This window comes from Streptomyces sp. NPDC044044 (assembly GCF_056434405.1).
Map to the genome: position 1 here is coordinate 405,995 of NZ_JBWKFG010000007.1, position 19,416 is coordinate 425,410.

A 19,416-nucleotide genomic window follows, 5' to 3' on the forward strand; every position below is an offset into this window, starting at 1 on the left:
CCTCTCTGGTTCCTTGACGGACTTGTCTGGTGAAGGCGGCGGCTATTCGCCGTGGTACGGGAGCGTGGTGCCCGGCAGTTCGTACTCGTCGCGGCGCCCACACATGCCGTAGCCGCCGATGCGAGAGGGACGGCTGTCGTACGAGCCCGATCCCGCGAGGTGGTCGGGGCTGCCGGACTCCAGCGCGTCGAGCTGCGCGCCGGTGCGCTCGGCGGTGGCGAGGGCGCCGGCCCGCCACAGTTCGCGCCAGGTGGGGATCTTGTCCCGCACGAGCCGGGCCGCGGCCTGCTGGAACTCCAGGTAGGGGCCGTTGTCCCCGGCTTCGAGCGCCTCGCGCAGCGGCAGATAGCCCTCGACGGCCAGGTCGCGGCGCTTGCGTGCGGCGGCTTCGGCCTCCGGCCCTTCCTTCGCGGGGAGTTTCGCCGCTGCCGCGTACCGCTCGGGGTCGGCGAGCACGTCGGGCGGGAAGGTGAAGACGGCGTCCCCGGCCTCGGGCAGGCCGCTGTTCTGCATCAGGACCGTGATCCGCAGGTCACCGCCCTGGACCATGCGGTGCACGGTGCCGGGGGTGAACCACGCGACCGAGCCCGCCTCCAGGGGGACCTCGCGGTAGCCGTCGGGGCTGAGCGTCTGGACGGCGCCGCGGCCGCCGGTGACGACGTACGCCTCGGTGCACACGAGGTGCAGGTGCGGGCTGCCGCCGCACACTCCGTCGGCGGCCTCCCAGTCGTAGGCGCTCAGGTGCGAGAGGCCGATGGCTCCGGGCAGCGGGTGCGGAAGGCTCACCATGTCAGGCCCTTCAGGTGGGTGGCGACGCGGTCGCGGTCCCAGGCGCCGTCGGCGACCACGACGCGGTAGCGGTAGGTGAAGGAGGCGCCGGGCGGCAGCGCGAACTCGTCGAAGAACGCCCAGGAGAAGGCGACGGTGGGGATGGGTTCGGAGCGCACGAACCAGTGCGAGTCATGGATCGCGCTCGCTGTGTCCAGGTTCTCGGGGGCATGTGCGAAGACGAGCGTGGAGTGCGCGTCGACGTCGTCGTGCTCGGCGGTGAAGGCGAGCCAGGGACCCTGGGTGCCCATGAGCTGGGCCGCGTCCTTCTCGTCGTCGGGGCCGAAGGCGGCGCCGCCGGTGAAGTCGCGCGGCCCGCGCCACTGCAGGCCCGTGTATCCGGCCATGTCGCGTCCCGCGGTGGTCGGCGAGCCGAAGCGCAGGGGTTCGTCACGGATGTTGGTCAGGCGGATCGACCAGTCCAGGGCCCAGGATCCGGCCTGCTCGTCGACGGAGTGGACGGTGATGCCGCGCTCCTCCCTGGCCCATTCCTGGCCGCCGTTCTCGATCCAGGTGAGCTCTTCGACGAGGCTGAGGCGGTCGTCCTCGACGTCCAGGACGGCGAACCCGTCGTGGCGCATGGATCCGACCCGCTCCGGCAGACGCAGATAACCCTCGCCGTGGACATAGCAGTTGCCGCCCCAGAAGTTCTGACCCGACAGATGGCTGGCGGTCATCTGGAGGCCCTTGTGCCAGCGGTGGTCGTTCGGGCGGTACCCCGAGACCTGGTGTCCGGCCAGGGTGCGCAGCGGATGGATGTAGGGCTTGCGGGCCTCGAAGGGGTCCGGGTCCGGCGCGTAGACGTAGCTGAGCAGCTCGACGTCGCCCGACCGGACCGTGATCCGCTCGCCGTGGGTGTGGGTGACCTGAATCGTCATCGCTGGGGACTCCAGTCGGGGTGGCTGCCGTGCATGGCCGGGTAGTAGGGGTCACCCGCGGCGATCTCGCCCGCGAGCACCGGCTGTCCGGTGAACGCCGACTTGTAGAGCGCGGCGGCGAATTCGAGGGTGCGCCGGGCGTCGGTGCCGCTACCCGGCGGCCGTACGCCCTGGTCGTAGGCGTCGAGGAGCGCGCCGAGCTGGGCGGCGTGCGAGCTGGGCACGTCGGCGGCGGGGGTGCGCCAGGCTGCCGTGCGCCCGGCGTCGGTGTGCGGGGCCGGGGTGTAGACCCAGTCGTCGTTGGAGTGCCCGTACAGGTGCGTGAGTTCGACGGTCGCGTCGGCGCAGTCGACGCGGATGCGGCTGACCTCGTCCGGGGACAGGACACTGTTGACGACGGTGGCGAGCGCGCCGTTCGCGAACCGCACCAGGGCGGTCGAGACGTCCTCGCTCTCGGTGTCGTGGACGAGGCGGGCCGCCATGGCGCGCACCTCGGTCCAGTCGCCCAGCAGGTGCAGGAGCAGGTCGAACTGGTGGATGCCGTGCCCCATGGTGGGGCCGCCGCCCTCGCTCTCCCACCGGCCGCGCCACGGCACCGCGTAGTAGGCGCTGTCCCGGTGCCAGGTGGTCTGGCAGTGCGCGACCCGGGGTGCGCCGAGCTCGCCGCCCGCGATCAGCTCGCGGGCGTGGACGGCGCCCGAGCCGTAGCGGTGCTGGAAGACCACGGAGGCGTACGTTCCTGATGCCTGCTCGGCGGCGGCGATCTCGTCGTACTCGGCGAGCGAGAGGCACAACGGCTTCTCGCACAGCACCCACGCGCCCGCCTTCAGCGCGGCCACGGTCTGCTCCCGGTGCAGCGACGGCGGCGTGCCGATCAACACCAGGTCGGGGTGGACCGCGTCGAGCATCGCGTCGAAGTCCGCGTAGCCCTCGACCTCCATGCCCGCCGTCCTGGCCTCCGCACGGAAGGCAGCGAGCCTGGCCGGGTCGACGTCGACGGCGGCTCTCAGCTCGATCCGGTCGGAATGGGCCCGCAGGGCGGGCAGATGGCTGCCGGTCACAATGCCGCCCGTGCCGACGACGGCAGCACGTAGACGGGTGGGGGTGGAGGACATACGGTCTCCTCGAACGAGCCTAGAAAGCGCTTGCACCGGGGCCGACCCTAGGCACCGCGGGAATGTCAGGACAAGACCTCGGAGCCGAAAACTGAATCGACTCAATATGTGGACAGCGAACGTTGCCCGGCCGCTTCCCACCACCCCCGCGCCGACCAGGATCTTCATCCGCGCCGGTGGAGATCCCCCAAGTCGGCGACGCGTCCCGTTCGTTCGGGCCCTCTTGCCCGGCGCGGTCGCACCTGCAACCGTTGCCGCCCGATCACCGCCTCCCCCGTGACGCCCGCATCCGGACATCCCGCACCCTCCACCTCCCCGAACGGAATCCCGCATGCCCTTCGACGCCCCGCGCCGTCGCCGCTGTGCCGTGGTGGGACTCGGCGCCCGCACCCAGCTCTTCACCGAGGCGCTCGCCGGTCCCCACGCGGACCGGATCGAGCTGGCCGGCTTCTGCGACGTCAACGCGCACCGCATGGCCGTCCACAACGACTGGATCGCGTCCGCCCACCCCGGCCGACCGCCCGTACCCGCCTACTCGGCGGACGACTTCGAGGAGATGCTGCGCCGCGAGCGCATCGATCTCGTGGTGGTGTGCACGGTCGACCACCTGCACGACCACTACATCGTGCGGGCGCTCGAAGCGGGCTGCGACGTGGTCACCGAGAAGCCGATGACCACGACCACCGAGCGCGCCCGGCGCATCCTCGACGCCCAGCGCCGCACGGGCCGCGAGGTCCGCGTCGCCTTCAACTACCGCTACAACCCGGTGCACTCGGCCGTGCGCGAGCTCCTCGCGGACGGCGAGATCGGCGAGGTCGGCTCGGTGCACTTCGAGTGGCTGCTCGATCTGCGGCACGGCGCCGACTACTTCCGCCGCTGGCACCGCGACAAGGCGAACTCCGGCGGCCTGATGGTGCACAAGGCCACCCACCACTTCGACCTGGTCAACTGGTGGCTGGGCGCGGAGCCGGAGACCGTCTACGCCCAGGGCCGGCTCTTCTTCTACGGCGACGAGGCGGGCAACCGGCGCGGCCTGGCCCGCGACTACACCCGCGCCCACGGCTCCGCCGCCGCCGAGGGCGACCCCTTCGCCATCCGCCTGGCCGACTCCTCGGTGCTCAGCGCCCTGTACCTGGAGGCGGAGAGCGAGGACGGCTACCACCGCGACCAGAACGTGTTCGGGCCCGGGGTGGACATCGAGGACGACATGGCGGTCCTCGTGCGCTACTCCTCCGGCGCGACCCTCTCGTACCACCTCACCGCGTACGCGCCCTGGGAGGGCTGTCGGATCGCCTTCAACGGCAGCGAGGGACGTGTCGAACTCCTCGTGGAGGAGTCCACCTGGACACGGCCCGATGTCCGGACCGACGGGGCGAGCGCCGTCCTGCACGGCGCGGCGGTCGGGGACGAGGCAGGGCGCACCCAGCTCCTGGTACGCCGCGCCTGGGAGGAACCCCGGGAAGTGAAGGTGCCCACGGGCGAGGGCGGGCATGGCGGCGGCGACGTGCGCATGCTGGCCGACCTCTTCGGCGAGCGGGCCCCCGGCGATGCGGACTCCCTGGGCCGCGCGGCGGACGCGGGCGACGGAGCGCGCTCGCTGGCCACGGGCCTGGCAGCGAACCAGTCCTTCGTGACCGGGCTCCCGGTCGACGCCCAGGGCCTGTTGGAGAGCTGAACGCCGTCAGGGTCGGCCCGCGCGGGCCGACCCTGACGTCATGACCGGAGAACTCAGACCAGGTCGAACCGGTCGAGGTTCATGACCTTGTCCCAGGCCGCGACGAAGTCCTTCACGAACTTCTCCTTGGCGTCATCGCTCGCGTAGACCTCGGCGAGCGCGCGCAGCTCGGAGTTCGAGCCGAAGACGAGGTCGGCGCGGGTGCCGGTCCACTTGACCGCGCCGCTCGCGTCACGGCCCTCGAACTCGTCCTGCGCCGCGGACGTCGACTTCCAGGTCGTGCCCATGTCGAGGAGGTTGACGAAGAAGTCGTTCGACAGGGTGCCCGGCTTGTCGGTGAACACGCCGTGCTTCGAACCCGCGTGGTTGGTGCCCAGGACGCGCAGGCCGCCGACGAGGACCGTCAGCTCGGGCGCGCTCAGGGTCAGCAGGTTCGCCTTGTCGATCAGCAGGAACTCGGCCGGCAGGCGGTTGCCCTTGCCGGCGAAGTTGCGGAAGCCGTCGTTGGTCGGCTCGAGCGCGGCGAACGACTCGACGTCCGTCTGCTCCTGCGTGGCGTCGACACGGCCCGGCGTGAACGGCACCTCGACCTGGACGCCTCCGTCCTTGGCCGCCTTCTCGACCGCCGCGGACCCGCCGAGGACGACCAGGTCGGCCAGCGAGACCTTCTTGGCACCGGAGTTGAAGGACGACTGGATGCCTTCGAGGGTGCGCAGAACCTGCGCGAGGCCGTCCGGGTTGTTGACCTCCCAGCTGCGCTGCGGCTCCAGGCGGATACGGCCGCCGTTGGCGCCGCCGCGCTTGTCGCTGCCGCGGAAGGAGGACGCCGCGGCCCAGGCCGCGGAGACCAGCTGCGCGGTGGTGAGGTCCGAGCCGAGGATCTGCTCCTTGAGGGATGCGATGTCCGCGGCGTCGATCTGCTGGCCCTCGGCCGCCGGCAGCGGGTCCTGCCACAGCAGCACCTCGGAGGGCACCTCCGGGCCGAGGTAGCGCACGATCGGGCCCATGTCACGGTGCGTCAGCTTGTACCAGGCGCGGGCGAACGCGTCCGCGAACTGGTCCGGGTTCTCGTAGAAGCGGCGCGAGATCTGCTCGTAGACCGGGTCGAAGCGCAGCGACAGGTCGGTGGTGAGCATCTGCGGGCGGTGCTTCTTCGAGGCGTCGAAGGCGTCGGGGATGATCGCCTCGGCGTTCGTCGCCACCCACTGGTTGGCACCCGCCGGGCTCTGGGTGAGCTCGTAGTCGTACTCGAAGAGGTGCTTGAAGAAGTCGTGGCCCCACTTCGTGGGCGTGGTGGTCCAGATGACCTCAAGGCCGCTGGTGATCGCGTCCTTGCCCACGCCGGTGCCGTGGGTGTTCTTCCAGCCGAAGCCCTGCTGCTCCATGAGCGCGGCCTCGGGGTCGTCGCCGACGGCCTCGCTCGGTCCTGCGCCGTGGGTCTTGCCGAAGGTGTGGCCACCGGCGATGAGCGCGACGGTCTCCTCGTCGTTCATCGCCATGCGGCGGAACGTCTCGCGGATGTCGCGGGCCGCGGCGACCGGGTCCGGGTTGCCGTTGGGGCCCTCGGGGTTGACGTAGATGAGACCCATCTGGACGGCGCCGAGGGGGTTCTCCAGCTCGCGGTCGCCGGTGTAGCGCTCGTCGTCGAGCCAGGTGGTCTCGGGACCCCAGTAGACGTCCTCGTCGGGCTCCCACACGTCCGCGCGGCCACCGGCGAAGCCGAAGGTCTTGAAGCCCATCGTCTCCAGGGCGACATTGCCGGTGAGGACCATGAGGTCGGCCCAGGAGATGTTCTGGCCGTACTTCTGCTTCACGGGCCAAAGGAGTCGGCGGGCCTTGTCGAGGCTGACGTTGTCAGGCCAGCTGTTGAGCGGGGCGAAGCGCTGCTGCCCGGCACCGGCGCCGCCGCGGCCGTCACTGATGCGGTACGTGCCCGCGCTGTGCCACGCCATGCGGATCATGAGCGGGCCGTAGTTGCCGAAGTCGGCGGGCCACCAGTCCTGCGAGGTGGTGAGGACCTCGGCGATGTCCCGTTTCACTGCCGGGAGGTCGAGGGTCTTGAAGGCCTCGGCGTAGTCGAAGTCCTCGCCGAGGGGGTTGGCCACGGCGGGGTTCTTGGCCAGGATCTTCAGGTTGAGCCGCTCCGGCCACCACTGGCGGTTTCCACCGCCCTGGGTCGGGTGCGGGGCGCGACCGTGCGCGACGGGGCAGCCACCGGTCTCTTCCGGCTCGGGGTCGGTGACGATCGCGTCATGGTTGTCAGTCATGGGAATCCTTCCGGACGGGGCGGATCACGGTGCTCAGGAACTGCGAACGGCGGGTCGGTCGGGGGCGCCCAGGGACGGCACGGGCATCGTCGGCCGAGAAGCCGACGCCGCGGTGGTCACCGTCCAAGGGCCGGCGCGGGCGTGAACGGTGCGCCCGCGGTTGACGTGGGCAGGCTTCTCCAGGAGAGCCGGGTCCTGGACCGGTTCCAGGCAGAGCTGGATCGGTTCCAGGCCGAGGACCACCGCCCGCTCGCCGGACTGTTTCTCCGCGAGCGGGGCAGTGGATGTCGGGGCGAACGCACCGGATGCCGGGGCGAACGGACCCGTCTCCTGAAGTCACGTGCTGTTCCCTGCTGTTGCCCTGTCCCTTGGCCGTCGGCCGGAACTGATCCTACGATGGACGAAGTCCAAGTCAATACGACAGACGGGTCCGTACGAATTCAGTCGTCAGACGACGCACAGTTAGGCTGGTAAGCATGAGCGATCTCCTGGAACGGCTCCGCGGACGTGGCTGGAGGATGACCGCCCAGCGCCGAGTGGTCGCCGAGGTACTCGACGGCGAACACGTCCACCTCACCGCGGACGAGGTGCTCGCACGCGCCACCGCCCGGCTGCCGGAGATCTCTCGCGCGACCGTCTACAACACCCTCGGTGAGCTGGTCTCCCTCGGCGAGGTGATCGAGGTGTCCACCGGCCGCGCGAAGCGGTACGACCCGAACGCCCACCACCCCCACCAGCACCTGGTCTGCTCGGGCTGCGGCGCCATCCGCGACGTACACCCCGGCGGCGACCCCCTGGCCGCACTACCGGCCTCCGAACGCTTCGGCTTCACGGTCTCCGAGGCCGAGGTGACCTATCGGGGGCTGTGCCCGGACTGCGTCGCTCGGGGGTGAGCCGGCACGTCAGAAGCCCCCGGCCCGACATGCGGACCGGGGGCTTTTGAACAGGGAGGGCTACGGCGCCATCTCGTACTCCCCGGCCAGTGCCTCCACCCGCTCCCACACCCGCGCCGAGCGGGCCTCGTCGACGACCGGGCGGCGCACCGCGCCCAGCGCCCAGCTCTGCTGCTGTGCGGTGGCGGAGTCCTTGCCGTGCAGTTCGACCGCGTGCGTGGAGAAGTCGCGTACGAGAACGGAGAACAGTTCGTCGAGCACGTCCTGATCGAGGCCCGTCAGGCGCGCCTGCTCCAGGATCAGCTGGCCGTGCACGACAAGGGCGAACAGCTGGCCGACGGCGAGGAGGAGGTCGAGGTCGCTGCTCTGCTCCTTGTCCGGGGCGGCCGTCTTGACGAACTCGCACAGGGCGTCCGCCTGCTCGCGGAAGCGGGCGACGTTGGGCACATCGGCGTACGCGTCGTAGGCGGTGCGCCAGTCGTGGAAGCGGATGGCACCCAGGCCGCGGGCCGGCCCCTGCCGGAAGAGGAAGTCGTCGTCGGCCGCGTCCAGGCGGGTCGGCACGGGCTCGTACTCGGCCGGGTTCAGGAGGTGGTTGCCCATGAACTTGAGGATCAGGGCGAGGTTGACATGGACCGTGCCCTCCAGCTTCGGCAGGCCGCGGATCTCGACGGCGGCCTGGGCGAAGTAGGTGTCCTTCTCGAAGCCCTTGGCCGCGATGACGTCCCACATCAGGTCGATGACCTTCTCGCCCTCCGTGGTCACCTTCATCTTCGTCATGGGGTTGAAGAGGAGGTAGCGGCGGTCGTCGGGGCCCGCGGAGCGGAAGTAGTCGACGGCGCGGTCGCTGAACAGCTTCATCCCGACGAGGCGGACGTACGCGTCGGCCAGCTCGCGGCGCACGTGCGGGAAGGCGGTGACGGGGCGGCCGTAGAGGATGCGGTTGTGCGCGTGGGTGACGGCCTCGTACATCGCGTGCTCGCAGATGCCGATCGAGGCGGTGCAGAGGTTGAACTTGCCGACGTTGACGGTGTTGAGGGCGGCGTCGAAGGCGGCGCGACCGGTGTGCAGTACGTCGTCGGGGCCGACCGGGTAGTTCTCCAGACGGAATTCGCTGACGTACTTCGAGGAGTCGACGACGTTCTTGACGAGGTGGTACGCCTCGTGGCGGCTGTCGGCGGCGAAGAAGACATAGCCGTCGGGGCCCTCGACGTCGGTGCGGCGGCCGAAGACGGAGACGAGCCCGGCCTCGTTGCCGTTGCCGATGTAGTACTTGGAACCGCTGGCCCGGAAGCCGCCGTTGCCGTCGGGCTCGAGCAGCATGTCGGTGGAGTAGATGTCGGCGCCGTGGGTCTTCTCCGAAAGGCCGAACGCGAACACCTCGCCCTGGGAGAGGAGTTCCGCCGCGCGGGTACGGGCGGCCGCGTTCTCGCTCTGCCAGACCGGGCCGAGGCCGAGGATGGTGACCTGCCACGCGTACCAGTAGTCGAGCCCGTAGAAGCCGAAGATCTCGTTGAGGGCGGCGATCCGGGCGGTGTCCCAGCGCGCGTCCTGCTTCCCCTCGGCCGCGGAGGCCGGGGTGAGGAAGGTCGCGAAGAGGTCTTCCTTGGCGGAGAACTCGATGAAGTCCGCAAGCCAGGCGCGGGTGCGGTAGTCCTCGATCAGCCGGCGCTTGCCACGGGCCTCGAACCAGTCGACGGTCGCGCGCAGCAGCCTGCGGGTCTCGGGGTCGAAATGCGTCGGGTCATAGGTGCGCGGGTTGAACAGCAGCGGGTCGGCCATGGTTGTTCGCCTTTCCGGCTCGGGAGGTGAGGGGTGATGGTGGGAACGGTGGGGTGAGGTGAAGGGGCGGTGTGGCGCGCTGTGCCGGTTCAGTCCTCGGGACCGAGCCGGTGCAGGGTGTCGAGCACGTCGTCGAGCCAGGCGAGCGTCATGCGTTCGTACGCGATGCCTCCGCGCAGCACGACATGCTGGAGCTCCTGACCGGCATCGGGCGTCGCGGGCGCTTCCGGTCCGGTGAAGTCACGCCGCTCCCCCGCGAGATAGCGCGCGAGCCGCTCGGTGTGCGCCTGGCGGTGCCGCTCGACCTCACGGATCAGGGCGACCGGGTCGTCGAAGGCCGCGCCGCGGATCTTCACGGCCAGCTCGTGCCGCACGCTCTCGGGTTCGATGGGCTCGTGCAGCCACTGGGAGAGCGCGGACCGCCCGAGGGCGGCGACGGAGTACTCCTTCTTGTCCGGCCGTGCCTGCTGCGGAACCTCGCGGACATCGATCCAGCCGTCGCTCTCCATGCGCTTGAGGACGCGGTAGATCTGCTGGTGGGTGGCGGTCCAGAAGTATCCGATGGACCGCTCGAACCGCCGGGCCAGCTCATAGCCGGAGCCCGGTTTCTCAAGGAGCGAGACGAGGATCGCGTGCTCTAGCGCCATGCCCCGATCCTGCTATGCAACTCGTTGCATAGACAAGGGGAGCCGCCCTGGTGAGACACGGCTCACCCGGGTGATCGGGTACCGATCGGGTGCCATCCTGGTGCCGGTTGCTCTCGCTCCCCCGCCGCCGGTCGACCCGGCATCGACTCCAGGAACGCGGCCGCCGCCGGTGAGGTCCGCGTCCGGCTCCACACCAGCCGCTCCTCGCGGACCGGCCCGTCCTTCACCGGCACCACCGTCAGCCGGGAAAGCCTCGGCACCAGGCGCGACGGCAGCAGCGCGATGCCGAGCCCGCCGCGCACCAAGTCGGCGAAGAACTCCAGGCCCTTGGCCTCGAACGCCACCTCGCGCCGCAGCCCCGCGGCCTGGAACGCCTCGTCCGTCTGCGCCCGCGCGGCGATGCCCGCGGGAAAGTCCACGAACACCTCGTCCGCCAACCGCGCGAGCGACACCGGGTCACCCGACGCCTCGTCCGCCAGCGGGTGGTCGGGGGCCACGACCACCACATGGCGGTCGACCACGAGCGTCCGAGTGCCCAGGCCGGGATCGTCCGTACGGAACGAAGGCGGCACACCCAGGAACGCCAGATCGAGGGCCCCTTCCCGCACCCCGCGCACCAGAGCCTCGCTCATGCCGTCGATCAGCCGCATCGTGACCTGCGGATACGTGGTGTGATAGGCACGCATCAGCCCCGGCACGTCGACCGCCGTCACCGTCGAGATCGCCCCGATGGCAAGGCGCCCCCGGATCTCCCCCGTCGCCGCGGCCACCTCGGCCCGCGCACGCTCCGCGGCCTCCAGTGCCTGCCGCGCGGCGGGCAGGAACGCCTCGCCCGCCGGTGTGAGCGCCACCCTTCTGCTGGTCCGCTCGAACAGCCGCGCCCCGAGCTCCTTCTCCAGCTTCCCGATCTGATGGCTGAGCGCGGACTGCACCACCAGACACCGCTCGGCGGCACGCGTGAACCCACCCGTCTCGGCGACGGCGACGACATAGCGCAACTGCTGCAGCTCCATACGATCCATCGTGCTGAGCGATCGTTCGGATGACAAGAATGTGTTGGACTCATCAATGGGGACGGCCGCAGGCTGACTGCCATGACACAGACGGGACTTCACCACCACCGCGTCGCGGATCCGGAGGAGCACGGCACCCCGCGCCGCGGCCTGCTGCTCCTCATGGCCGTCGCCACCGGCCTGTCCGCCGCGGGCAACTACATCGCCCAGCCGCTGCTCGACCTCATCTCCCAGGACCTCCAGCTGGGCAGCGTCCTTGCGGGGCTCGTGGTCACCGCCTCGCAGGCGGGGTACGCGCTCGGGCTGCTGCTGATCGTCCCCCTCGGCGACGTCATCGACCGGCGCCGGCTCGCGGTGACCCTGTTCCTGGCCACCGCCCTGTTCCTCACCGTCTCCGCCCTCGCACCCAGCGGCCCGGTCCTTCTCGCCGGCACCATCCTGGCGGCCCTCACCTCGGTCGGCGCCCAGGTCGTGGTCGCCCACGCCGCCGCCCTGGCCACCGCCGAGACCCGGGGTCGTGCCGTCGCCACCGTCATGTCGGGCGTTCTGCTCGGCGGCCTGCTGGCCCGGACCGCTGCGGGCGGTCTGTCCGAACTGGGCGGCTGGCGCACCGCGTACTGGGTCCTCGCCGTCCTGATGACGGGCGCGGCCCTCACGCTCCACCGCCGCCTGCCGCACCTGGCGGTCACCGCCGACCTGCGCTACCCGGCCCTGCTGCGCTCCACCCTCTCCCTGCTTCGGGAGGAGCCGGTGCTGCGCCGCCGCGCCCTGCTCGGCGCCTTGTCCTTCGCCTCGTACAGCGTCCAACTCACCGCACTCACCTTCCTGTTGGCCGGTCCTCCCTTCCACTGGTCCGCGCCCGCGATCGGCCTGTTCGGCCTGTTCGGTGCCGTGGGTGTGCTGGCGATGACGTTCGCGGCGCGGCTCAGCGACCGCGGCCATGTCCAGCGGGTGACCGGCGTCGCCACCGCCCTGCTGCTCACGGGCTGGCTGATCCTGCTGGCGGGAGAACACTCCCTGGCCTGGCTCGCGGTCGGTGTGGTGGCCCTGAACATCGGCCAGCAGGCGGTCCTCAACAGCAGCCAGACCCTCCTGTTCGCGCTCGATGCCAAGGCCCGCAACCGCATCAACTCGGCGTTCGCGACGAGTCTCTTCCTCGGCGGAGCCCTGGGCTCCGCGCTCGCCTCCGTCGTCTGGGCGGCCGCGGGCTGGCCCGGAGTCTGCGCACTGGGCGCGGCCCTGGCCACCGGGGCCGTCGCCGTGTGGGCACGGGGACGTGCCGCCTCCGTCGTCGGCCCCTGATGTCCTGGGTCTACTTCGCCCCGACGAACGTGATGCGCCCTGGAGCCGGAGGGCCGATCGGGGCTTCCGGTGTGGAGTTCTTGTCCAGGTACTCCACCAGCGCCTCGAGGTCGGTCACGTCGCCGCCGTCGCGGTGGGTGCCCTTCGTGAACTCCGTGAAGCCGTTTCCGCCGTTGGCCAGGAAGTCGTCGACGGTCACGCGGTACGTGTCGGCGGGTCCCACCGCCTTGCCCTTCACCCTGACGGTGTCCGTGAGCAGCCGGTCGGCGCCCTTGCGGGTCAGCTCGACCGAGTAGCGCAGGGCCGATGAGAGCTGCAGGAAGCGCGGCTCTCCCCGCGCTCACCCGCCCAGAACGCGGAGTCGACCTCCGTAGCGTGACGGCCATGGTGAGGAACACACCCAACGCGGCCGACCGTCATCTGATCCGTATCGCAGCGGGCTCCGGGCTGGAGTTGAGCGCGGCCCGCCTGGAACGCTGGCGAGCGGCCGGACTCGTCCCCCGCCCCGGGCCGGACACCTTGATCCAGGTCGGCGGCTCCCGGGTCCATCCCGTGGAGACCGCAGTGCTCGTGCTGGGCCTCCTGGAGTGCGCCAAGCACTGTCGCACGGTCGACGACCTGGTGCTCCTCGCGTTCTTCAACGGCGTTCCCGTGCCCACCGATCCGGTACGGACCGCCCTCGCCAGGGCCTACTTCGGGACCTACCTGCAACGGCGGGAAGACGAGCGGGCGGTCCTGGACAGCGTGCCGGCGGAGCACCGCGACGCGGACCCGCCCGAATACAACTGGGCGGAGGCGGCAGCCGAGTTGGACCTGACCCAGCACCGGCACGCCGTACGGCAGATGAGGGCCAACCTCAAGCGGCGCCGCGACCTCGCCACGGCCTCACGCGCGGAGCTCGACGAACGTGTCCGCGGCGTTCTGATCTGGCTCAACGCTCCCGCGCTGCCGACCCACGACCCCGTCTTCATGGCCGATCTGCGCAGCGCGATGGCGTTCGACGCCGCCCCTGAACGCTCCCGGGCCGCCTGGCTGCTGGCCGCCCTGTGCCACGGCGAACAGCGGGCGGAGCGCCGCGAGACCTGCGGCGAGGAGCGACTCGCCACGCTGCTTTCCGTGACCGACGACGATCTGGAGAGCCTGCGCGAGCAGGTGGCCGAATCGCTCGACGCCATGTGGTTCATGGCGACCGAAGGACGCAGCCGCCATTACGCCATCGCATCGGCTTCGACGGCCCGCGATGCGGGCCGCATGCTCGTGGAATGGATCAGTGCCCGCCAGGTCCACCCCGACGGCTCCCGGCCGGCTCAAGTCCTGGTGGACAGTCTGCGTGGCCTCTGGCTCCTCGTGGCCGAGACATGCGGCGAGGGCCGGGCCGCGTTCCAGCAAAGGACACGCCGACCCGGCCCCTGAGACCGGCCGCACCACCCACCTCGCCACCCGAGGCGGACCCGCCGCGCCGCTCAGTGCACCGCCTTCTCCACGAGCGCCCCGATCTTCGCCGCGCCCTCGGCGGTCAGCTCCTTCAGGGCGTACGAAGCCGGCCACAGGGTGCCGTCGTCGAGGTTCGCCTTGTCGCTGAAGCCGAACGTCGCATACCTGGCGCTGAACTTCTGCGCGCTCTGGAAGAAGCAGACGACCTTGCCGTCCTTGGCGTACGCGGGCATCCCGTACCAGAGCTTCGGCGCGAGCTCCGGAACGCTCTCCTTGATCACGGCGTGGATCCGTTCGGCCATCACGCGGTCCGATTCCTGCATCTCGGCGATCTTCGCGAGCACGGCGGCCTCTTCCTCCGCCGCCTTGTCGGCGCGCGATCCGCGACGCGAGGACGCCTTGAGTTCCTGTGCGCGCGCCTTCATCGCGCCGCGTTCCTCATCCGTGAATCCGTCGAACTTCTCGGCCTTCTCGGCGGTGGCGGTGGTGCTCCCGGTCGCCTTGGGCGCGCGCTTGTGCGTGGTCGTCGTCATGGCGGGCTTCCTTCTGTCTGTCCGTGGCTCGGTGGGATGCGGCGTCGGCGTCGTGCCCGGGAGGTCAGCCCCACGCACCGGCGATCTGGCGGGTCGTGGCGTTGAGCCGGTTGAACAGGTTGGTCACGCCGATCATGAGGACGATCGCCGCCAGCTGCTTCTCGTCGAAGTGGGTGGCCGCGGCGTCCCACACCTCGTCACTCACCGCGTCGGAACGGTCGGCGAGGCGTGTCGCGGCCTCGGCGAGTTCGAGCGCGGCCCGCTCGGCCTCGGTGAAGTACGGGGCCTCGCGCCAGGCGGCGACCGTGGCGAGCCGCTCGTCGCTGACGCCCGCCTTGCGGGAGGACTTCGCGCCGCCGTCGACGCAGGCGCTGCAGCCGTTGATCTGGCTGACCCGCAGGTGCACGAGCTCCAGGGTCTGCCCCTCCACCCCGCCGGAGTGCACGGCCTTGAAGAGGGTCTGGATGGCCGGCATGGCGTCGGACAGGACGACTGCGGGGTTCTGCATACGGGACTGCATCTCGGTGTGCTCCTTCTTCCGGTTCGCTCCCCCGTTCCCTCGGGGCGTGACTCCATATCAGCCCGATCCGCCCGCCACGACCACGGCGATGGGACACCGTGGGACAGCTGAAACAGCCTTGAGCAGCGAAGACTTGGCCCGGTAGGTTTCTGGCGACACGGGACATGGGGGGTACCTGGTGGATGAACCACGGAGGACCGCGACGGCGGACCCGCAGAACGACCTCGCGGCCCGGCTGCGCCTGATCCAAGAACTGTCCGGACTCGGCGTACGGGCGCTGGCGCGGGACGCCGGTCTCAGCTCCTCGTCACTGTCGCGCTACCTCAGCGGCCAGACCGTGCCGCCCTGGCCCGCGGTGATCGCGCTCTGTCGCCTCGTCAAGCGCGACCCCCGTCCGCTGCGCCCCTTGTGGGAACGGTCCTCCAACCCCCTGCCCGCGCCCCCGAAGTCCAGCCGTCAGGGCAGGCCGAGGCCGCGCAACGACCTGCCGCGTGACGTCACCGACTTCACCGGGCGCGAGGCCGAACTCAGCGCCGTGCTCGCCGCGGTGGACAGCCACCAGGTGGTCGCCGTCGACGGCATGGCCGGTGTGGGCAAGACCTGCCTGGCGATACACGCCGCGCACCGGCTCGCCGCCGACTGCCCCGACGCCCAGCTCTATGTGGACCTGCACGGGTTCACCGAGGGCCGCGAACCGCTCGACCCCGACTCCGCGCTGCGGATGCTGCTCGGGGCGCTCGATGTCCCGTCCGAGAAGGTCCCGCGGGAGGGCGTCGAGCAACTGGCCGCCTGCTGGCGGTCGGAGCTGGCCGGCCGCCGGGTCGTCGTGGTGATCGACAACGCCGCCGACGCCGACCAGGTCCGGCCGCTGCTGCCCGGCGCCGGTCCGTCCGTCGCCCTGATCACCAGCCGCAACCGGCTCCTCGGCCTGGACGAGGTGCCCCCGGTCTCCCTTGACGTGCTGAGCCCGCAGGAGAGCGCGGAGCTCCTCGCCCGCGCCAGCGGCGACCCGAGCGGCCTCGACGGCCGCCTGGCACGCGACCCGGAGTCCGCCGCCGAGGTCCTGCGGCTGTGCGGCCATCTGCCGCTTGCCCTGCGCCTCGCCGCGGCCCGGCTGCGGCACCGTCCGGGCTGGACCGTGGGGATCCTCGTCGAGCGGCTGGCCGAGGGCCCGAGCGAGTTCGACACCGTGTTCGCCATGTCCGTACGGCAGTTGGACCGCTCCCAGGCCCGCCTGTTCCGGCTCCTCGGCCTGCTGCCGGGCGGTTCCTTCGACGCTTACCTGGCGGCGGCCCTGGCGGACGTACCGCTGCGCGCCGCGCGGGCCATATTGGAGGACCTGGTCGACGCGCACCTCGTGCAGGAGTCGGCGGCCGGGCGCTACCGCCTGCACGACCTGGTGCACCAGCACGCGCGCCGGGCGGGCGCGGAGCAGGACTCGCCGGCCGAGCGGGAGCGGGCCCTTGGCCGCTTCCTCGACTACTACGTGCACGCGGCGGCCGCCGCGGACGCCGCGATGCCGTTCCTGTCCCCGGGCCGGCCGGCCTCGGCGGGCAGGCCCCCGGCAGCCCTCCCCCACTTCACCGACAAGAACGCGGCGTTCGCCTGGCTCGTCGCGGAGTACGAGAACCTCGTGGCCGCCTTCGAGACGGCGGACGCCGTCGGGGCCGATACGCACGTGTGCGAGTTGCCGCGCTTCCTGCGGGCGTACTTCGCGCGCCGCTGCGGCACGACGCACCTGAACGTACTCTTCGAACGCTCCCTGTCCGCCGCCGAACGCCTGGGGGATCCCCTTCAACTGGCCGACGCCCATAGCGATTTGGGGTTCGCGCGCTACAACGCGGGCCGCATGGCGGAGGCCGACGCCGCGTACGAGGCGGCACGGACGCGGCTGTCCCAGGTGGGGGACTTCGGGTCGGAGGCCGAACTGACGCTGCGCCGCGGCTATCTGAAGTGGGACGAGGGACATGTCGAGGAGCCGCTCGAACTCTTCCGGATGGCGGGCAAGTTGTACGACCAGGCCGGTTCCCCCACGGGCACGGCCAGTGCCGCCGCGTCCGAGGCCTGGGCGATGCTGCAGCTGGGACACCGCGAGGAGGCGGCACAGCGGGCGCGTGAGGTGCTCGCCATCCCCCACGCCGACCCCGCGTGGCCGCCCACGCTGACGGCCCGGATCACCCTCGGCGTGGCCATAGCCCACGAGGAACCCGACGAGGCGGCGGAACACCTGCGGCAGGCGCTGGCGCTGGCCCGCGAGGACGGGCACCTGCACAACGAGGCCTGGTGCCTGAACTGCCTGGGTGTCGCGCTCCGGCACATGGGCCGCCACGAGGACGCGCTGACCGCCCACCGGCAGGCGTTCGCGCTCCTTGACGACCTGTTCGAGGAACACTGGAAGATCCGCTTCCTCAACGGCTACGCGGAGACCTGCCGCCTCGCGGGCCTCCCCGACGAGGCCCTGCGCCTGCACCGAGAGGCTCTGGAGCTGGCCCCGCAGCTGGGGTACCGACACGAGGAGGCGCTGGCCCACGAGGGAATCGCGGTCGTCCTCGACGAGTCGGACCCGACGACGGCGGCCGAGCATCGCGCGGCGGCCCAGGCGGTCCTGCGGCAGCTCGACGTGTGAGGGCGCCGAAGCCCGGCCGGTGAGCGGCGAGAGCCGCTCACCGGCCGGTCCGCCGGACCTGGGACCCCGCTGCGGTCAGAAGCGCACCGCATACGAGACGCGCCGCCGCAGGGACTTGGTCCGCTGGGCCTCGTGGAAGCGGGAGTCCTCTTCCAGGACCTCCGTGGCCCGGCGCACCTTCGTGCCCGCCCGTTCGATCGCCTCGTCGAGCGGCATCACCAGGGGCAGGCCGAAGATATCGACGATCCGCTCCACGCGTTCACGGACGCTGCCGCCCACCACGTGGTACGGAATCCGCAACTCCTCCAGGGTCTCGATCAACAGGTCGTCGGACATCTTCCGGAAGTCCTCGGAGACCGGCCGATGCCCGTCGGCCTTCATCTCGAACTCGACCGGCAGGTGCACATAGGCGTCGTAGATCCGCTTGGCGCGGGACTTGGCGACGGCTCCGTAGGCGTCCATGTACTGGCGGTAGAACCGTTTCACCGGGAGCCCGGCGACGTTCTTCACCGTCCGCAGGAACAGGTTGGCCCCTGGGTTGATGCCGACCCGCATGCGTGCCTCGCCGTAGATCCACTCGTGGATCACGGAGCCGTCCGAGATGAACGGACCCTGCCCCGCCTCGTTGTGGATCCGCTCCTCGAGTCGGCGCAACCCGAGCATCGTCAGTTCCATCGCGCTGAGTTCCTGGACCTGCTTGCCCGGCACGAGGTCCAGGAGGATCTCCCGGGACGTCATCGCGTGCGTGCGGGGGATGCCCGTCGCCATCGACAGTGTCTCGGTCGTGGTGCTCTTGCCGCTGGAGTACGTTCCGGAGATCGCCAGGTGCAGACCGCGCTGCGGGGTGGCGGGCGTGGCACCGGCGTGAGGCGTCAGCCGCTGTGGTCCGCTGTCGGGTGTGGGGGTGGTGGTGTTCCCCATGGTGTCTTCTCTTCCCGTCGTGAGTGGCCGGCCGAAGCCGGGTATGGGGTGATGCGGTCAGCCGCCCAGGCCGAGGCCGCCGCTGACCGGCAGGACCGCTCCGGTGACGAAGCGCCCCGATTCACCGGCGAGGTAGCGCACGGCGGCAGCGACGTCAGCCGCTTCTCCGGCGCGGCCGAGCGGGGTGATGGCCAGCAGATGTTCGCGCCGGCGTTCGGTGATCCCGCGGCTCATGTCCGTGTCGATCAGGCCTGGCGCGACGATGTTGACCGTGATGTTCCGGGGCCCGAGTTCCCAGGCGAGGGAGCGGGCCATGCCGAGCATCCCGGCCTTGGCGGCCCCGTAGTTGACCTGCCCCGGCGCTCCGTACGCGTAGGTCATGGAGGAGATCAGGACGATCCGGCCCCAGCGCGCCCGCACCATGCCGCGCACGGCGCGACGCATGGTGCGGAAGGCGCCGTGCAGGTTGACGTCGACGACGTCCGTGAAGTCCTGCTCGTCCATGCGCAGGAACAGCGTGTCCCGTGTGATGCCCGCGTTGACGACGAGCACTTCGACCGGCCCGTGTGCGGCCTCCGCCTTCTCGAAGGCGGCGTCGATGCTCTGACTGTCCGTCATCTCGGCGCGGACGCCGAGCAGTCCGTCGGGCGGTGCGGTGCCCCTGTGGGTGACAGCGACATGATTGCCGTCGTCCGCCAGGGCGGTCGCCACGGCGAATCCGATACCGCGGTTGCCACCGGTGACCATGACTGAACGACCCATCAGTGACTCCTCGGGGCGGCGGCGTGCTTCGCCTGCCGACTGCGGCCGTCCGCCGCCCGTCGACCGGTGAGCGCCAGGTTCTGCGTGGCTGTCGCGACGATCAGGAGGCCGATCTCCCCCAGGCTGGGGAAGGGATCGCATCCGTCCGCGGCGTCGGTGTGCGGATCTGCTGCCCGCACACCGAGCCGTCCGCTGTCGGCGTGCCCTACGTGGTTCATCG

The 19,416-nt window shown here is 70.9% G+C and carries 18 protein-coding genes; 5 read left to right on the forward strand and 13 right to left on the reverse strand.

Annotated elements, in window-relative coordinates:
• Positions 1–42: 42 nt before the first annotated feature.
• From AC07AG_RS27420 to AC07AG_RS27430, 3 genes are read right to left on the reverse strand one after another with little or no spacing between them, the layout of a single operon-like run.
• Positions 43–789 (reverse strand): cupin domain-containing protein, encoded by a 747-nt coding sequence (locus tag AC07AG_RS27420; RefSeq protein WP_478758542.1) that lies wholly within the window; start codon positions 787–789, stop codon positions 43–45.
• Positions 783–1,706, reverse strand: a complete 924-nt coding sequence (locus AC07AG_RS27425) for a DUF6807 domain-containing protein (protein WP_478758544.1) — start codon at positions 1,704–1,706, stop codon at positions 783–785. Before AC07AG_RS27425 ends, AC07AG_RS27420 begins: the two co-directional genes overlap by 7 nt.
• Positions 1,703–2,821 carry a Gfo/Idh/MocA family protein gene (locus tag AC07AG_RS27430; protein ID WP_478758545.1) on the reverse strand — a complete coding sequence of 373 codons (1,119 nt, stop codon included), beginning with the start codon at positions 2,819–2,821 and terminating at the stop codon, positions 1,703–1,705. Before AC07AG_RS27430 ends, AC07AG_RS27425 begins: the two co-directional genes overlap by 4 nt.
• 331 nt (positions 2,822–3,152) lie before the next feature.
• Here AC07AG_RS27430 and AC07AG_RS27435 point away from each other — a divergent pair, with 331 nt between their 5' ends.
• A complete protein-coding gene (locus AC07AG_RS27435) occupies positions 3,153–4,496 on the forward strand; it encodes a Gfo/Idh/MocA family protein (protein ID WP_478758547.1) in 1,344 nt (447 codons plus the stop codon).
• 53 nt (positions 4,497–4,549) lie between these two features.
• On the opposite strand, the gene katG is transcribed toward AC07AG_RS27435, so the two are convergent.
• Positions 4,550–6,763, reverse strand: coding sequence for a catalase/peroxidase HPI (katG, locus tag AC07AG_RS27440; RefSeq protein WP_478758549.1), 2,214 nt, complete (start codon positions 6,761–6,763; stop codon positions 4,550–4,552).
• A gap of 476 nt (positions 6,764–7,239) precedes the next feature.
• On the opposite strand from katG, the gene AC07AG_RS27445 reads away from it, so the two are divergent.
• Entirely contained in the window at positions 7,240–7,656 is a 417-nt protein-coding gene (locus AC07AG_RS27445) for a Fur family transcriptional regulator (RefSeq protein ID WP_478758551.1), read from the forward strand.
• A 60-nt stretch (positions 7,657–7,716) separates the two neighbouring features.
• On the opposite strand, the gene AC07AG_RS27450 is transcribed toward AC07AG_RS27445, so the two are convergent.
• The 3 genes from AC07AG_RS27450 to AC07AG_RS27460 all read right to left on the reverse strand — a co-directional run bounded on the left by AC07AG_RS27450 (position 7,717) and on the right by AC07AG_RS27460 (position 11,098).
• Positions 7,717–9,438: an acyl-CoA dehydrogenase family protein gene (locus AC07AG_RS27450; RefSeq protein ID WP_478758553.1), complete on the reverse strand. Its 1,722-nt coding sequence runs from the start codon at positions 9,436–9,438 to the stop codon at positions 7,717–7,719.
• Positions 9,439–9,527: 89 nt separating this feature from the next.
• Complete coding sequence (locus AC07AG_RS27455; RefSeq protein ID WP_478758555.1) at positions 9,528–10,085, reverse strand: PadR family transcriptional regulator; 558 nt, start codon at positions 10,083–10,085, stop codon at positions 9,528–9,530.
• A 62-nt stretch (positions 10,086–10,147) separates the two neighbouring features.
• Positions 10,148–11,098 (reverse strand): LysR family transcriptional regulator, encoded by a 951-nt coding sequence (locus AC07AG_RS27460; RefSeq protein WP_478758556.1) that lies wholly within the window; start codon positions 11,096–11,098, stop codon positions 10,148–10,150.
• Positions 11,099–11,179: 81 nt separating this feature from the next.
• On the opposite strand from AC07AG_RS27460, the gene AC07AG_RS27465 reads away from it, so the two are divergent.
• Positions 11,180–12,400: an MFS transporter gene (locus AC07AG_RS27465; RefSeq protein WP_478758558.1), complete on the forward strand. Its 1,221-nt coding sequence runs from the start codon at positions 11,180–11,182 to the stop codon at positions 12,398–12,400.
• A gap of 10 nt (positions 12,401–12,410) precedes the next feature.
• On the opposite strand, the gene AC07AG_RS27470 is transcribed toward AC07AG_RS27465, so the two are convergent.
• Positions 12,411–12,719: a 5'-nucleotidase C-terminal domain-containing protein gene (locus tag AC07AG_RS27470; RefSeq protein WP_478758785.1), complete on the reverse strand. Its 309-nt coding sequence runs from the start codon at positions 12,717–12,719 to the stop codon at positions 12,411–12,413.
• Between the two features lie 65 nt (positions 12,720–12,784).
• Between AC07AG_RS27470 and AC07AG_RS27475 the strand changes: the two genes are divergently transcribed.
• On the forward strand, positions 12,785–13,813 hold the full coding sequence (locus tag AC07AG_RS27475) for a hypothetical protein (protein WP_478758560.1): 1,029 nt from the start codon (positions 12,785–12,787) through the stop codon (positions 13,811–13,813).
• A 50-nt stretch (positions 13,814–13,863) separates the two neighbouring features.
• Here the strand turns inward: AC07AG_RS27475 and AC07AG_RS27480 are convergent, their stop codons facing one another.
• The gene (locus AC07AG_RS27480; RefSeq protein WP_478758786.1) at positions 13,864–14,259 is read right to left on the reverse strand and encodes an iron chaperone; all 396 of its coding nucleotides are present in this window, start codon (positions 14,257–14,259) and stop codon (positions 13,864–13,866) included.
• Positions 14,260–14,431: 172 nt separating this feature from the next.
• Complete coding sequence (locus tag AC07AG_RS27485; protein WP_478758561.1) at positions 14,432–14,887, reverse strand: carboxymuconolactone decarboxylase family protein; 456 nt, start codon at positions 14,885–14,887, stop codon at positions 14,432–14,434.
• A gap of 178 nt (positions 14,888–15,065) precedes the next feature.
• On the opposite strand from AC07AG_RS27485, the gene AC07AG_RS27490 reads away from it, so the two are divergent.
• Complete coding sequence (locus AC07AG_RS27490; RefSeq protein WP_478758563.1) at positions 15,066–17,513, forward strand: tetratricopeptide repeat protein; 2,448 nt, start codon at positions 15,066–15,068, stop codon at positions 17,511–17,513.
• Between the two features lie 75 nt (positions 17,514–17,588).
• On the opposite strand, the gene AC07AG_RS27495 is transcribed toward AC07AG_RS27490, so the two are convergent.
• From AC07AG_RS27495 to AC07AG_RS27505, 3 genes are read right to left on the reverse strand one after another with little or no spacing between them, the layout of a single operon-like run.
• Positions 17,589–18,434, reverse strand: a complete 846-nt coding sequence (locus AC07AG_RS27495) for an ATP/GTP-binding protein (protein WP_478758564.1) — start codon at positions 18,432–18,434, stop codon at positions 17,589–17,591.
• 57 nt (positions 18,435–18,491) lie between these two features.
• The gene (gene fabG / locus AC07AG_RS27500) at positions 18,492–19,196 is read right to left on the reverse strand and encodes a 3-oxoacyl-ACP reductase FabG (RefSeq protein WP_478758566.1); all 705 of its coding nucleotides are present in this window, start codon (positions 19,194–19,196) and stop codon (positions 18,492–18,494) included.
• The gene (locus AC07AG_RS27505) at positions 19,196–19,414 is read right to left on the reverse strand and encodes a hypothetical protein (RefSeq protein WP_478758567.1); all 219 of its coding nucleotides are present in this window, start codon (positions 19,412–19,414) and stop codon (positions 19,196–19,198) included. Before AC07AG_RS27505 ends, fabG begins: the two co-directional genes overlap by 1 nt.
• Between the last annotated feature and the right edge of the window lie 2 nt (positions 19,415–19,416).

Bases quoted from the DNA above. Each gene is read 5' to 3' on its own strand.
- AC07AG_RS27485 (WP_478758561.1), bottom strand. From the start codon at position 14,887: ATGCAGTCCCGTATGCAGAACCCCGCAGTCGTCCTGTCCGACGCCATG.
- AC07AG_RS27445 (WP_478758551.1), top strand. From the start codon at position 7,240: ATGAGCGATCTCCTGGAACGGCTCCGCGGACGTGGCTGGAGGATGACC.
- AC07AG_RS27425 (WP_478758544.1), bottom strand. From the start codon at position 1,706: ATGACGATTCAGGTCACCCACACCCACGGCGAGCGGATCACGGTCCGG.
- AC07AG_RS27455 (WP_478758555.1), bottom strand. From the start codon at position 10,085: ATGGCGCTAGAGCACGCGATCCTCGTCTCGCTCCTTGAGAAACCGGGC.
- AC07AG_RS27420 (WP_478758542.1), bottom strand. From the start codon at position 789: ATGGTGAGCCTTCCGCACCCGCTGCCCGGAGCCATCGGCCTCTCGCAC.
- AC07AG_RS27450 (WP_478758553.1), bottom strand. From the start codon at position 9,438: ATGGCCGACCCGCTGCTGTTCAACCCGCGCACCTATGACCCGACGCAT.
- AC07AG_RS27505 (WP_478758567.1), bottom strand. From the start codon at position 19,414: ATGAACCACGTAGGGCACGCCGACAGCGGACGGCTCGGTGTGCGGGCA.
- AC07AG_RS27475 (WP_478758560.1), top strand. From the start codon at position 12,785: ATGGTGAGGAACACACCCAACGCGGCCGACCGTCATCTGATCCGTATC.
- AC07AG_RS27435 (WP_478758547.1), top strand. From the start codon at position 3,153: ATGCCCTTCGACGCCCCGCGCCGTCGCCGCTGTGCCGTGGTGGGACTC.
- katG (WP_478758549.1), bottom strand. From the start codon at position 6,763: ATGACTGACAACCATGACGCGATCGTCACCGACCCCGAGCCGGAAGAG.
- AC07AG_RS27430 (WP_478758545.1), bottom strand. From the start codon at position 2,821: ATGTCCTCCACCCCCACCCGTCTACGTGCTGCCGTCGTCGGCACGGGC.
- fabG (WP_478758566.1), bottom strand. From the start codon at position 19,196: ATGGGTCGTTCAGTCATGGTCACCGGTGGCAACCGCGGTATCGGATTC.
- AC07AG_RS27480 (WP_478758786.1), bottom strand. From the start codon at position 14,259: ATGAAGGCGCGCGCACAGGAACTCAAGGCGTCCTCGCGTCGCGGATCG.
- AC07AG_RS27460 (WP_478758556.1), bottom strand. From the start codon at position 11,098: ATGGAGCTGCAGCAGTTGCGCTATGTCGTCGCCGTCGCCGAGACGGGT.
- AC07AG_RS27495 (WP_478758564.1), bottom strand. From the start codon at position 18,434: ATGGGGAACACCACCACCCCCACACCCGACAGCGGACCACAGCGGCTG.
- AC07AG_RS27465 (WP_478758558.1), top strand. From the start codon at position 11,180: ATGACACAGACGGGACTTCACCACCACCGCGTCGCGGATCCGGAGGAG.